This window comes from Aeromicrobium sp., from assembly GCF_032084975.1.
In the GTDB taxonomy this organism is placed as follows: Bacteria; Actinomycetota; Actinomycetes; order Propionibacteriales; family Nocardioidaceae; genus Aeromicrobium.
On sequence record NZ_DAMDLR010000001.1, the window covers coordinates 60,549 to 75,131 of the forward strand.

General features: G+C 68.1%; 8 protein-coding genes. 5 read left to right on the forward strand and 3 right to left on the reverse strand.

Annotation, left to right across the window (positions count from 1 at the left end; all coding sequences use genetic code 11):
- Positions 1-3 precede the first annotated feature (3 nt).
- Positions 4-1,005 carry an ornithine carbamoyltransferase gene (argF, locus tag RT323_RS00335; RefSeq protein ID WP_313404022.1) on the reverse strand — a complete coding sequence of 334 codons (1,002 nt, stop codon included), beginning with the start codon at positions 1,003-1,005 and terminating at the stop codon, positions 4-6.
- Positions 1,006-1,018: 13 nt separating this feature from the next.
- Positions 1,019-3,790, reverse strand: a complete 2,772-nt coding sequence (locus tag RT323_RS00340; protein ID WP_313404023.1) for an HAD-IC family P-type ATPase — start codon at positions 3,788-3,790, stop codon at positions 1,019-1,021.
- 206 nt (positions 3,791-3,996) lie between these two features.
- On the opposite strand from RT323_RS00340, the gene RT323_RS00345 reads away from it, so the two are divergent.
- The 3 genes from RT323_RS00345 to RT323_RS00355 all read left to right on the forward strand — a co-directional run bounded on the left by RT323_RS00345 (position 3,997) and on the right by RT323_RS00355 (position 8,329).
- Positions 3,997-5,388, forward strand: coding sequence for an APC family permease (locus RT323_RS00345; protein ID WP_313404024.1), 1,392 nt, complete (start codon positions 3,997-3,999; stop codon positions 5,386-5,388).
- A 481-nt stretch (positions 5,389-5,869) separates the two neighbouring features.
- Positions 5,870-7,288: an NAD-dependent malic enzyme gene (locus tag RT323_RS00350; protein WP_313404025.1), complete on the forward strand. Its 1,419-nt coding sequence runs from the start codon at positions 5,870-5,872 to the stop codon at positions 7,286-7,288.
- A 153-nt stretch (positions 7,289-7,441) separates the two neighbouring features.
- Positions 7,442-8,329: a sulfite exporter TauE/SafE family protein gene (locus RT323_RS00355; protein WP_313404026.1), complete on the forward strand. Its 888-nt coding sequence runs from the start codon at positions 7,442-7,444 to the stop codon at positions 8,327-8,329.
- Between the two features lie 16 nt (positions 8,330-8,345).
- Here the strand turns inward: RT323_RS00355 and RT323_RS00360 are convergent, their stop codons facing one another.
- Positions 8,346-9,083 (reverse strand): CoA pyrophosphatase, encoded by a 738-nt coding sequence (locus RT323_RS00360; RefSeq protein ID WP_313404027.1) that lies wholly within the window; start codon positions 9,081-9,083, stop codon positions 8,346-8,348.
- A gap of 80 nt (positions 9,084-9,163) precedes the next feature.
- Between RT323_RS00360 and RT323_RS00365 the strand changes: the two genes are divergently transcribed.
- Both RT323_RS00365 and metH read left to right on the forward strand, forming a co-directional pair.
- The gene (locus RT323_RS00365; protein ID WP_313404029.1) at positions 9,164-10,642 is read left to right on the forward strand and encodes an MDR family MFS transporter; all 1,479 of its coding nucleotides are present in this window, start codon (positions 9,164-9,166) and stop codon (positions 10,640-10,642) included.
- A gap of 207 nt (positions 10,643-10,849) precedes the next feature.
- Positions 10,850-14,578, forward strand: coding sequence for a methionine synthase (gene metH / locus RT323_RS00370; protein WP_313404030.1), 3,729 nt, complete (start codon positions 10,850-10,852; stop codon positions 14,576-14,578).
- The last annotated feature ends 5 nt before the right edge of the window (positions 14,579-14,583 follow it).

Consider the following 14,583-nt stretch of genomic DNA (forward strand, 5'->3'; position numbering starts at 1 on the left):
CTCTCAACTGCCGAGCGTGGCGACCATGACCGCCTTGATGGTGTGCAACCGGTTCTCGGCCTGGTCGAAGACAATGGAGTACTTCGACTCGAATACCTCGTCGGTGACCTCCAGCCCGTCAAGACCATAGGTCTGGAAGATCTCCTCCCCCACGGTGGTGGACCGGTTGTGGAAAGCCGGCAGGCAGTGCAGGAAGCGCACCTGGGGATTGCCCGTACGACGGACGAGGTCCATGTTCACCTGATAGGGCTTGAGCAGATCGATGCGCTCCTGCCAGACGGCTTTCTCCTCCCCCATCGAGACCCACACGTCCGTGTAGAGGAAATCCACCCCGTCGACACCCTCGCCCACGTCCTCGGTCAACGTCAGTCGGGCTCCGGTCTGCTCCGCGATCTCGCGACAGGTCTTCACCAGGTCGTCCGACGGCCACAGGCTCGCGGGCGCACACAACCGGACGTCCATCCCCAACTTGCAGCCACCCACCATCAGCGAGTTGCCCATGTTGTTGCGTGCGTCACCCACGTAGCAGTAGGAGATGTCGGACAGGTGCTTCTCACTCGACTCGGTCATGGTGAGCATGTCGGCCAGAATCTGCGTGGGATGGAACTCGTCGGTGAGCCCGTTCCACACCGGTACCCCGGCGAATTCGGCGAGGATCTGCACATTCTCCTGGCCGGAGCCGCGGTACTCGATGGCGTCGAAGGTGCGTCCCAGGACACGCGCCGTGTCTTTCATCGACTCCTTGTGTCCGATCTGCGAACCGCTGGGCTCGAGGTACGTGACGTGGGCCCCCTGGTCCTTGGCCGCCACCTCGAAGGCGGTGCGCGTCCGCGTCGACGACTTCTCGAAGATCAGCGCAATGTTCTTGCCGGTCAGGTGAGGCCGTTCGTAGCCGCCGTATTTGGCGGCCTTCAGGTCGGCTGCAAGCCTCAGCATGTACTTGAGTTCGGCAGGGGTGAAGTCGAGTTCCTTGAGGAAGCTGCGGTTGCGCAGGTTGAACGACATGACGGTCTTCTCCTTAGTTGGCCATGGGCCGAGCGCCTGAAACCGCAGGCGTCGAATGTTCACGTCGACGAAGAACGGCCTTGACCAGTTCCTCGACGACGAGCAGGGACAGCGCGAGGCCGATGCAGATCAGCCACTGGTTGAACGAGAGCCCGGAGGTGTCGAAAATGCGGTTGAGGAAGTCGAGTCCCGTGATCGCCACGATGGCCACGAGCGAGACGCCGTAACGACGCAGTTGCGCGACCCCGGGGATGGCGTCCCTGTCGAAGATGGTGTTGCGCTGGTCGCGGGACAGGAAACCCGCAACGACGTGGAACAGCGACAGGGTCGTCAGCAACATGGTGGCGCCGACGAGATCACCGCCGAGATCGTCGCCGATCTGGAAGGCGACCAGGGCGCCGACCGTCATCACGGCGCCCTGGATGCAGAGCCGCACCCAATCGCTGCGCGCCAGGACAGGGGCACCTGCAGGGCGGGGCGCCCGCGCCATCAGACCCTTGGTCGGCTGGTCGAAACCGAGCGCGATCGCGATCGGGATGTCGATGACCATGTTCAGCCACAGGATCTGCAGGGGGTTCAGAGGCACTCCCCCGGCGATGTCGAGCGCACCGGCAGCGAGGAAGATCGCGATGTACGCGACCAGGGTCGACATCTGGAAGCGCAGGTACTTGACCAGGTTGTCGTAGAGGGTGCGACCGTAGGCGACGGCGCTGACGATCGTCGCGAAGTTGTCGTCGGTCAAGATCATGACCGCGGCCTCTTTCGAGACTTCGGTACCGGTGATCCCCATAGCGACACCGATGTCCGCCGCCTTCAGCGCGGGCGCATCGTTGACACCATCGCCCGTCATCGACACCACGTGGCCCATCCGCTTCAACATCTGGACGAGGCGGATCTTGTCCTCAGGCGCTACACGAGCGACGACGCCGATCTCCGGCAACTGCTCGAGCAGCTCGTCATCAGTCATCGCCGCGAAGGTGGCGCCGGTGATCGCGCGGCCCTCGATCCCGAGCTCTCGGGCGATGGCGCCTGCTGTCGTGGCGTGGTCGCCGGTGATCATCCGCACCTGGATCCCGGCGGCGTGGCACTCAGCGATCGCGGCCCTGGCCTCCGCCCGGGGCGGGTCCACGATGCCGACCATGGCGAGCAGGGTGAGGTCGTCCACCAACTCGATCAAGTCACCGCCAGCCGCCAGCGTGGCCCGGAACTCCGACGGGTCGAAGTCTCGCTCGGCCACCACCATCACCCGCTCGCCCGACTCCGCCATCCGGTCGTTGGCCTCGAGAGCCAGGTGCCGGTTGTCATCGCTGATCGGGACGCGTGCGCCGTCCGGCGCTCGGTAGGCGGCGCCGCGAGAGACGAGGACGTCCGGTGCCCCCTTGACATAGCAGCGAACGACCGGCGCCCCGCTGGAGCCGACCATCTCGTGGAAGGTCGCCATGAACTTGTACTCGGAGTCGAACGGCACCTCCGCGACACGGGGGTAGGTGGCCCGCGTCGCGTCGATGTCCAGGCCGCCCTTCCCCCCGAGCACGATCAGAGCACCCTCGGTGGGATCGCCGATCAGGCCTTCACCGTCCAGGACCGCGTCGGCACACAGCACCATCGGCAGTAGGTACGGGGCGAGGTCGATGTTGGCCCCACCCGCGTGCTTGATCTCACCGACGAGGCCGTAGCCCTCCCCGGAGACCGAGTACCGGTTCTGCCCGGGGATCACCAGCTCGCGCGCGGTCATCTTGTTCAACGTCAGCGTGCCGGTCTTGTCCGAACAGATCGCCGAGGTCGAGCCCAGGGTCTCCACCGCTGGCAACCTCTTGACGATCGCGTTGCGCTGAGCGATTTCCCGGGTGCCCATCGACAACAGCGCTGTCACCACGGCCGGCAGACCTGTCGGGATGGCGGCGACCGCGAGCGCGATGCCGGTGATGAACAGGGTGTTGAAGGACTCACCGCGGAGCAGCCCGAAGACGACCACCAGCACGAGGGCGATGCCGGCGATCGTCGCGATCACCTTGGACAGGCCGTCGAGTTGCTTCTGCAACGGCGTCTTGTCCGTCTCGGTGTTGGAGAGCATGTCGGCGATGTGGCCGATCTCCGTCTGCATTCCCGTCGCAGTGACGATCAGCTCGCCGCGGCCTCGTGTGACCGAAGTGTTCATGTAGGCCATGCACACGCGGTCACCCAGCGGGACGTTCTCACCCTTCACCGGTGCCGTCGACTTGCCGACCGGAAGGCTCTCGCCAGTCAGCGCGGCCTCCTCGATCTCGAGGGTCGCGGCCAGACAGACACGGGCGTCGGCGGGAACGAGGTTGCCCGCCTCGACCAGCACCACGTCGCCCGGCACGAGTTCGGCCGCGTCCACCTCGAGCGCCTGCCCGTCCCGGCGGACACGTGCCACGGTCTTCATCATCTGAGCGAGGGCCTTGACGCTCTCCTCTGCCTTCGACTCCTGACGCAGTCCGATCACTGCGTTGAACACGGTGAGCCCGGCCAGGACCAGCGACGTGCCGACATCTTGGGTCGCGAAGAGGTTCACCACCGCCGCGACCAGCAGCACGATCTGCATGAAGTCCTCGTACTGACGCAGGAAGGCGCGCAGAGGCGACTCCTTCTTCCCGCCGACCAATTTGTTCGCGCCGTAGATTTCCAGCCTCGACCGTGCTTCCGCGGCCGCCAAGCCTTGGTCAGGCTGGACACCGAGGTCGCGCGCAACTTGCTCGACAGTCGCGGACACGGGATCCGACATGCTGCGTTCCTCGTCGCGGGAGACGTCCACACTGGTCATCGAGTTCCTCCCCAGTGGTCAGGAGTCTCAGTGTGTTCATCGCGCGGGTGGAGGCGCGTCATCCCCGCTGGGGTAGTCGACCAACGAAGTCCGGCACGCGGAGCAACTCGATTCTCGTACAAGCCAGCCTGAAACGATCCGCGACCACGGTGACGCGCGGTGCCATCATCCGTTCCGGATGAGCCGTGTGCCCCCGGGCCGGCGCCATGATCGATGTGCGGCGACAAGGCGCAACCTGGCCGGAGGATCGAGGGCCCCAGATGACGATTGACGGGGAGACACCGGAGCCGCAGGCCAGCGCTCAGACAGGACGAACGCTGACGGTGCGCCAAGCGGCATTCATCGGAGTCGGTTCGATGGTCGGTGCCGGGATCTTCGCGCTGCTGGGCGCGGCGGGCGAAGTGGCCGGCTCAGCAGTCTGGGTCTCCTTCCTCCTGGCGGCGGGAGTCGCGGCGCTGCAGGGATACTCCTTCGCCAAGTTGGGCGCCCGGTACCCCTCGAGCGGCGGGTTCCTCGAATACGTCATCCGCGGGTGGGGACAAGGGCACTTCACGGGAGTGATCGCCTGGATGCTGCTTGCCGTGAACGCGATCATCACAGCGATGGTCGCGGTCTCGTTCGGGAGCTACGCCAGCTCAGCGGTCGCCGACAACGCCGACTGGGTCGCTCCGTTCGCCGTCCTCATCCTGCTGGTCATGGCCGCGCTGAACGTCCTTGGCTCGAACGCCGTCGCCAAGGCCCAGACACTCGTCGTCGTTGTCGTCGTCGGAATCCTGACGGTCTTCTCCGTCGCGACCCTGTCCAACATCGACCCTGACCTGCTGGTCTTCTCCGGCTATCCGTCGTTGCGGGAAATCGTCTCCAGTGTGGCCCTGACCTTCTTCGCGTTCCTCGGCTTCGGCGTCATCACGTTCACTGCCAAGGACCTTCGCGACCCCCGCCGTCAGCTTCCTCGGGCTGTCTACCTCGCCCTGGGCATCGCCACGGTGGTCTATGTCGCGGTGGCTCTCGGGGTGTTCGGCACCCTGACGGTCGAGGAGGTCATCGACTCCGGCGGCACCGCGCTGGCCGTCGCCGCTGAGCCAGTCCTTGGCTCCGCCGGCTACTGGCTGATGACGGTGACCGCGCTCTTCGCCACCGCTGGTGCGACCAACTCAGGCCTCTACCCGGCTGCCGGGCTCGGGGACGAGATGGCCAGAGCGGGCCAATTCCCGCCCATGATGAAGAGCCGGCTCGGAGGGCGAGCCCCGATGGGCATCGTCGTGACAGCGGCAGCGGCAATCATCCTGGCGCTCTTCTTCGACCTGAATGCGATCGCATCCATCGGTAGCGCTGTGGCGCTGGTGGTGTTCACGCTGGTGACCTTCGGCCACTTCCGCATCCGACACGAGACAGGCGCCCAGGCGTGGCTCCTGATCGTCGCTGATCTCACGACGATCGTCGTGCTGGTGGCGTTCGCCGCCACGACCCTGATCGCGGAGCCAGGCACCGCGGTCGCACTGGTGGTGATCGTCCTGTTGAGCGTCGTTCTGGATCTGGTCTGGAAGCGTCGACAAGGATCGACCAACCCCACGACGTCCGGGCCTGTGAATCCGTGAGCGCGACTCAGAACGATCTGGTGACCGATGGCAGCGGCAGCCGCCGCCTTCCTCGCTGCCCTCAAGCTCACTAGGAGTCCATGCGACTATCGCTGCGACTATCCGCAGCGCACCGCCACGAACCGTGATGGTTCCCTATGCCGCTTCAAGGTCACAGTGCGCGGCCACACCGACTCTGACCTGCGCTAACGTGGATCTGGAAGTACTCGGATGGCTCAGTTCAAGACGCGCTGGTCGTCCATGTCCCACAGGACCGCGGCGGGCAGGTGTGCGTTCGACGTGACCACCTCAGCAACTATCCCGGACTGGGCGCGCTCACGTGCTCGCGGGTCGATCGGGCACGCCCTCCGTCCACGAGCATGAGTCGGCGCGCTCAGGCTGCACGAGCGGACGGACCGGGCGGCTTCTCGCAGCGATCGCATGGGTCCGAACCCGTCGGCCGACTCGCGAGTAACCGATCGTTGGAGGTAAAAACGCTGTCGTGAACTCGCCCGGAGTGTCCAACTCGATCACCGTCCGTCTCACCGTCCCAGCGGGCGGGTCAGGCGTCAGTGCCCTGAGCGCCTCGGTCGAGGCAGCCGGCGGACTCGTCACCGCCCTCGACGTCACCGGCTCAGGCGTCGACGTGCTGCAGATCGACCTCACCTGCGCCGCCTCCGAGGGAGACGGAGCCGCGGACCGGGTCGTCGCGGCGCTGCGCGACCTCGAAGACGTCGAGATCCTCAAGGTCTCTGACCGGACCTTCCTCATGCACCTGGGCGGCGTCATCGAGACGGCCTCCAAGCACCCCCTGCGCAACCGTGACGACCTCTCGATGGTCTACACCCCTGGAGTGGCCCGGATCTGCAACGCGATCGCGGCCGACCCGGAGGACGCGCGCCGGCTCACGGTGAAGCGCAACAGCGTCGCCGTGGTCAGCGACGGGTCCGCGGTCCTCGGCCTGGGCAACATCGGCCCGCTGGCGGCCCTGCCCGTCATGGAGGGCAAGGCGGCGCTGTTCAAGTCGTTCGCCGGCATCGACGCGTGGCCGATCGTGCTGGACACGCAGGACGTCGACCAGATCGTCGAGACGGTCGCCGCGATCGCGCCGGGCTTCGCCGGCATCAACCTCGAGGACATCTCCGCGCCGCGATGCTTCGAGGTCGAGCGGCTCCTGCGCGAGCGGCTGGACATCCCGGTCTTCCACGACGATCAGCACGGCACCGCGATCGTGGTCCTTGCAGCCCTCACGAACGCCCTGCGAGTGGTCGACAAGTCGCTCTCCGACGTGCGCATCGTGCTCTCGGGAGCGGGCGCCGCAGGAACGGCGATCCTCAAGCTGCTGCTGACTGCCGGCGCGCGCAACGTGGTGGTCTGCGACATCGACGGCGTGGTGCATCGCGGCCGGGACGGCGATCACGAGTCGCTGCGGTGGATCGCCGAGAACACGAATCCCGACAGCATGACCGGGACGCTCACGGGGGCCCTGCCGGGCGCCGACGTGTTCATCGGGGTGAGCGCCCCGAACATCCTCGACGGCGACGACGTCGCGGCCATGGGCGAGGATGCGATCGTCTTCGCCCTGGCGAACCCGACGCCGGAGATCGACCCGGCCATCGCCCGGCGGACCGCCCGCGTGGTCGCCACCGGCCGCTCGGACTACCCGAACCAGATCAACAACGTCCTTGCCTTCCCGGGCACGTTCCGTGGCCTGCTCGACGCCCAGAGTCGCGACATCCCGGCTGGTGCACTCGTGGCCGCCGCCGAGGCGATCGCCGATGCCGTCACGCCCGGCGAGCTCAACGCGAACTACATCATCCCGAACGTGTTCCACCCTGGCGTGCACCATGCGGTCGCCAAGGCCGTCCAGGATGCTGCCGACTCGACGTTCACCTTCACGGAGTTCGGCGACAGCTGGTGACCAGCGCCCCGCTGTGAGCCGCGCGAACTCGACGTCACGGCCACCAGTCGAACCGGGTGCACGCCGCGCCGGGGCTCGTCGTGTGAAGATTGGTGTCTAAGTCGAGTAATCTACTAGTGTTCAATCACTATCGGACACACCGAGGCGGTCGTCATGTGGATCATTGGAGCCTTCGCGCTGGCGGGGGGACTCGCCCAGCTCGTCGACGGCACCTTGGGCATGGGCTTCGGTGTCACCTCGGCCACCGTGCTCCTGTTCATGGGCATCGCGCCGGTCACGGCGAGCGCCGCCACCCACGCGGCGAAGCTGCCGACGACCCTGATCAGCGGGTTGTCACACTGGCGTGAGGGCAACATCGACCGCGGAGTACTGGTCCGCGTCGCGCTGCCCGGGGCCGTGGGCGGCTTCCTGGGCGCCGTCGTGCTCACCAACATCAGCCTCGCCTCGGCGAAGGGCTGGATGTCGGGCCTGCTGGTCTTCTTCGGCCTGGTGATCTTCGCTCGGTTCGGCCTCGGAACGAAGCTGATCCCGACCCCCAAGAACGGCCACACGTCGCGGTGGCTCTCCCCGATCGGCCTGCTCGGCGGCTTCGTCGACGCCACCGGCGGAGGCGGCTGGGGCCCGGTCGTCACGCCCAGCCTGATGACCGTCACCCGCCACGAGCCGCGCAAGGTCGTGGGCACCGTGAACGCCGCTGAGTTCCTGGTCGCCGTGTCCGTCTCCTCCGGCTTCCTCACCGGTGCCGCGCAACACGGGATCCCGTGGCTGCCTGTCATCGGGCTCGCCCTCGGTGGCGCCATCATGGCCCCGATCGCGGCACGACTGGCCGGCCGGCTCCCCCATGCACCGATGGGCACGATGGTCGGCGGCCTGGTGGTCCTCGTCAACGGCGTCACGATCGTCGCCGCACTCGGCGGACTGCCGAGCTGGCTCGACGTCGTGTTGATCGTGCTCGCGGTCGCGGTCACCGGCGTCGTCGCCGGCCGGGCCTGGCGCCGCGAGAGGGACGAGCGCGCAGCCGCGCTGGTGGTGTCCGCCTAGGACGACCAGCGCGACCTCAACGCCAGGCGAAGGTCGGCTGCTCGAGGTCGTCCACCCGGGTCGAGTCGCCCTCGAGGCCGAGCCGCCGGAGCTGGAGCAGGACGGCGCCCGTCGGCGCATGCACGCGATCCGTGTCGCCGAGGGGGATCTGGACGACCGGCCGGTCGCTCTCGGGGATGTCCAGGAACCGTGGCGAGTCCGAGCGCAGCAACTGGTGCAGCCCGACGCGGTACGCAGCCAGGACCTCGTCCGGCGACGGCCGCAGCTCCAGTGGTCCCCCGCCCCAGAGCACGACCGGCGTGATCACGTAGCCGGACCGGGTCGGGTAGTCGTCCAGGAGCCCGATCACGTCCTCGGGGTCCAGCCGCACGCCGAGCTCCTCGTCCGTCTCGCGGATCGCTGCGGTGATCGCGTCCTCGCCCTCGTCGATCCGTCCGCCCGGCAGTGCCCACTGACCGGAGTGGGCGCGGAGCCTGCCCGAACGGCGGCTGAGCAGGAAGGCCGCGCCGCCCGAGACGTCGACCATGCGGCCCTCGAGCTCGTGAGCGTCCGCGGAGAGCGGCTCGCCCGGCGTGGCCGGGTCGGGATCGATGCGGCCCTCCCCCGCCTCCGAGTCGACGAGGACGACTGCGACGGCCGCGTGCCGCCTGCCCTCGGTGTCCACGACCCGGCGCTCGTGCTGGGCCAGGTTCTCGCTGATCCGCTGCCGCAGGGCCGAGTCGTAGGTCAGGGGCGCCGGGACCGCGGGACTCATGCCACTCATTGTGGCGTGACCGTCATCACGTACGTCCCGCAGGGGAACAAACGGTCCGGACCGCGGCGTTGCACCCTCCCGTGACCACTACCGCCTCATCGGCACCATCCCACCCGACCACCGACCGCGCCGGCCGGTTGATCGCGCTCCTGGTGGGCTCCGCCTTCGTCGTGATCCTCAACGAGACGATCATGAGCGTCGCGCTGCCCGAGCTGATGCGTGAGTTCGACGTCCCCGCGTCCACGGCACAGTGGCTCACGACCGCGTTCCTCCTGACGATGGCGGTGGTCATCCCGATCACCGGCTTCCTGCTGACACGCTTCCCGCTGCGCCGGGTCTTCATGGCCGCGATGATCTCGTTCACCGCGGGCACCCTGCTAGCCGCGATCGCGCCCAGCTTCGCGGTGCTGGTCGGTGCGCGCGCCGTCCAGGCCGTCGGCACGGCCCTGATGATGCCGCTGCTGATCACGACGATCCTGAACCTCGTCCCGGCTGATCGTCGGGGTCGGATGATGGGCACCGTCTCGATCGTCATCTCGGTCGCGCCGGCGATCGGCCCGACGATCTCGGGCATCATCCTCGACCAGCTCGACTGGCGCTGGATGTTCTGGCTCGTGCTGCCGATCGCCCTGCTCTCGCTGGGCCTGGGCGCCGCGTGGGTCCGCAACGTGACCGAACCCGTCGACGTGCCGATCGACGTCGCGTCCGTCGTCCTGTCGGCGCTGGCGTTCGGCGGCCTGATCTACGGCCTGAGCAGCATCGGCGAGGCGGCGGCCGGCGAGGTCGCGGTCCAGCCGTGGATCCCGATCCTCGTGGGTGCGATCGCGCTGGCGGTGTTCGTCGCGCGTCAGCTGTCGCTGCGGGAGCGAGCACTGCTGGACCTGCGCACGTTCGCGCACCGGACCTTCACGATCGCCGCCGGCCTCGTCGCGGTCAGCATGATGGCGCTGTTCGGCACGCTGATCCTGCTGCCGATCTACCTGCAGACGGTGCTCGGACTGAGCACGCTCGACACCGGCCTGGTCCTGTTGCCGGGCGGACTGACCATGGGCCTGCTCGCGCCGTTCGTGGGCCGCCTGTTCGACCAGTACGGCCCGCGACCGCTCGTCGCGCCCGGCGCCGCCGTCACGTCGGTCGCCCTGTGGTCCATGTCGATGTTCGACACCGACACCGGCCAGGGCCTGGTGGTCGCGGTCCACGTCGTGATGAGCATCGGCCTGGCGCTGATGTTCACGCCGCTGCTGACCTCGGCGCTGGGTTCGCTGCCGCATCACCTGTACTCGCACGGCAGCGCGACCGTCTCCACGCTGCAGCAGGTCGCCGGCGCAGCCGGCACCGCGCTGTTCGTCACCGTGATGACGCGCCGTTCCGTCGCCGACATCGAGGCGGGGGCGACGGTGGTCGACGCGACCGCCGCCGGTGTGCACGCCGCCCTCTTCTACGGCGGCGTGATCTCGGCGATCGCGGTCGTGGTCGCGCTGTTCGTCCGGCGCCCGACGGCCGCGGACGCGGCGGACTCCGCGGACGCGGTGCAGGTGGCGGTTCCCGCCTCGCACTGAGTTCTTCGGTCGGGCAGGCGACTCGCCGCTTGTCGTGGGCATCTCGCCTGACCCACGCGTCCCACGCTCCGGCGGTCACCGGTCAGGACATCGTCGCTGTCGTATGCTCGACACGACCGTTCGGATACTTCCCGAGGCCCAGGCGAGCCCGCCGCGCGGCTGGAAGATCCCAGCACCCCGACGATGTACCGCTGGAGATTTCCACCCATGACCGAGTTCGAATCCCATTTCCGTCCCGACGCGACCGACGCCCTCACCGAGGCGATGTCGCGGCGGATCCTCGTGCTCGACGGGGCGATGGGCACCGCGATCCAGCGGGACCGACCGGACGAGGCGGGGTACCGCGGTGAGCGGTTCGCCCAATGGACGTGCGACGTCCAGGGCAACAACGACCTGCTGACGCTGACGCAGCCCGAGATCATCGAGGGCATCCATCGCGAGTACCTCGAGTCCGGCGCGGACATCATCGAGACCAACACGTTCAACGCGAACGCGATCTCGCTGCGCGACTACGAGATGGCCGACCTCGCGTACGAGCTGAACTACGCCGCCGCGCAGCTCGCGCGTGAGGCGGCGGACGCCGTCGGCACCGCGGACCGCCCCCGTTACGTCGCCGGCGCCCTCGGCCCGACGACGCGCACCGCCTCCATCTCCCCCGACGTCAACGACCCGGGTGCCCGCAACGTCACCTGGGACGAGCTGGTCGACGCCTACCTCACGGCCGCACGCGGCCTCGTCGACGGCGGCGCCGACCTGCTGATGATCGAGACGATCTTCGACACCCTCAACGCCAAGGCGGCCATCTTCGCCGTCGAGACGCTCTTCGAGCAGACCGGTCGCCGCTGGCCGGTCGTCATCTCGGGCACGATCACGGACGCCTCCGGGCGCACGCTCTCGGGCCAGACCGTCGAGGCGTTCTGGCACTCGATCCGCCACGTGAAGCCCCTGCTGGTGGGCCTCAACTGCGCGCTGGGCGCCGATGACATGCGGCCGTACCTCGCCGAGCTCTCGCGACTGGCCGACTGCCACATCTCCTGTTACCCGAACGCGGGCCTGCCGAACGCCTTCGGCGAGTACGACGAGGCGCCCGACCAGACGGCGGCCATCCTGCGCGAGTTCGCCGAGACCGGCTTCATCAACGTCGTCGGCGGCTGCTGCGGCACCACGCCGGCGCACATCGCTCACATCGCCGGGGCGGTCGAGGACCTGGCCCCGCGGACGGTCCCGGAGATCGCGCCCGCGTTGCGCCTCTCGGGCCTCGAGCCGCTGACGGTCACCGAGGACTCCCTGTTCGTCAACGTCGGCGAGCGCACCAACATCACCGGCTCGGCACGCTTCCGGAACCTCATCAAGGCCGAGGACTATCCCGCCGCCCTCGCCGTCGCGCTGCAGCAGGTCGAGAACGGCGCGCAGGTCATCGACATCAACATGGACGAGGGCATGATCGACGGCGTCGCCGCCATGGATCGCTTCTGCAAGCTGATCGCCGGCGAGCCAGACATCAGCCGGGTCCCCGTGATGGTCGACTCCTCGAAGTTCGAGGTCATCGAGATGGGCCTCAAGGCGATCCAGGGCAAGTGCATCGTCAACTCGATCTCCATGAAGGAGGGCGAGGAGAAGTTCGTCGAGCACGCCCGCCTGTGCCGCAAGTACGGTGCGGCGATCGTCGTGATGGGCTTCGACGAGGAGGGCCAGGCCGACAACCTCGAGCGCCGCAAGGAGATCAGCCAGCGCGCGTACCGGATCCTGACCGAGGAGGTCGGCTTCCCGGCCGAGGACATCATCTTCGACCCCAACGTCTTCGCCGTCGCCACGGGCATCGAGGAGCACGCGGCCTACGGCCTGGACTTCATCGAGGCCACGCGCTGGATCAAGCAGAACCTGCCGAGCGCGCTCGTCTCCGGCGGCGTCTCGAACGTCTCGTTCTCGTTCCGCGGCAACAACACGGTGCGCGAGGCGATCCACGCCGTCTTCCTCTTCCACGCCATCGAGGCCGGCATGGACATGGGCATCGTCAACGCGGGCGCCCTGGTCCCCTACGACACCGTGCCGGCCGAGCTGCGCGAACGCATCGAGGACGTCATCCTCAATCGCCGTGACGACGCGGCCGAGCGGCTGCTCGAGATCGCCTCCGAGTACGCCGGCAGCACCGAGAAGGCCGAGGCGGCGACCGAGGAATGGCGTGACCTGCCCGTCGGCGAGCGCATCACGCACGCCCTGGTGAAGGGCATCGACGCGCACGTCGAGTCCGACACCGAGGAGCTGCGCCTGCAGATCTCCGGGCGCGGTGGTCGTCCCATCGAGGTCATCGAGGGTCCGCTGATGGACGGCATGAACGTCGTCGGCGACCTGTTCGGCGCCGGCAAGATGTTCCTGCCCCAGGTCGTGAAGTCGGCGCGCGTCATGAAGAAGGCCGTCGCCTACCTGATCCCCTTCATCGAGGCCGAGAAGCAGCCCGGCGACGCCGAGACCAGCAACGGCACCGTCGTCATGGCCACGGTCAAGGGCGACGTGCACGACATCGGCAAGAACATCGTCGGCGTCGTGCTGCAGTGCAACAACTACGACGTGATCGACCTCGGTGTCATGGTGCCCGCGCAGAAGATCCTCGACGCGGCGCGTGAGCACGACGCCGACGTGATCGGCCTGTCCGGCCTCATCACGCCGTCACTCGACGAGATGGTGAACTTCGCGGCCGAGATGCAGCGCCAGGGGCTCGAGATCCCGCTGCTGATCGGTGGCGCCACGACATCTCGCGCACACACGGCGGTGAAGGTCGACCGCAAGTACGACGGCCCGGTCGTGTGGGTCAAGGACGCCTCCCGCTCCGTCCCGGTGGTCGCCAACCTGCTGTCCCCCGAGCGCCGTCCCGCGCTCATGGCCGACGTCAAGGCCGACTACGACGCGCTGCGCGAGCGGCACGCCTCCCGTGGCGACGCCCGCACGATCCTGCCGCTCGAGGCGGCCCGTGCCGGTCAGACCGCGATCGACTGGTCCGACTACACGCCTCCGGTCCCGGCGAAGCTCGGCATCCACGAGTTCGGCCCGTACGCGCTCGGCGAACTGCGCGAGTACATCGACTGGCAGCCGTTCTTCAACGCGTGGGAGATGAAGGGCTCGTTCCCGGACATCCTCAACTCCCCCACGACGGGTGAGACCGCGCGCAAGCTGTACGACGAGGCCAACGAGATGCTCGACCGCATCATCGCCGAGGACTGGCTCACGGCGCGCGGCGTCGCCGGGCTGTTCCCCGCGGCGCGCGACGGCGACAGCACGATCGTCTACGCCGACGAGTCGCGCACGACCGAGCTGACCCGGTTCCACCACCTGCGCCAGCAGACCGAGCACCGCCCCGGTGTCCCGCACCGCTCGCTCGCCGACTTCGTGGCCCCACTGGACTCGGGTCGCCCGGACTACGTGGGGGCGTTCGCCGTCACCGCCGGCCTGGGCAGCACCGAGCGCGTCATGGCCTTCAAGGAGGCCCTGGACGACTACTCCGCGATCATGGTCGAGGCCCTGGCGGACCGGCTCGCCGAGGCGTTCGCCGAGCGCCTGCACGAGCGTGTCCGGACCGAGCTGTGGGGCTACTCCCCCGACGAGAAGCTCAGCAACTCCGAGCTGATCAAGGAGAAGTACGACGGGATCCGCCCCGCCCCGGGCTACCCGGCGTGCCCCGAGCACACCGAGAAGCAGACGATCTGGAACCTGCTGGACGTCCACGCGCGCACCGGGATCGAGCTGACCGAGAGCATGGCGATGTGGCCCGGCGCCTCCGTCAGCGGCCTGTACCTCTCGCATCCGCAGTCCCAGTACTTCGTGCTGGGGCGCATCGGGCGCGACCAGGTCCAGGACTACGCCGAGCGCAAGGGCTGGTCGATCGACGAGGCCGAGCGGTGGCTGTCGCCGAACCTCGGCTATCGAACCGAGGATGAGTAGGCTGG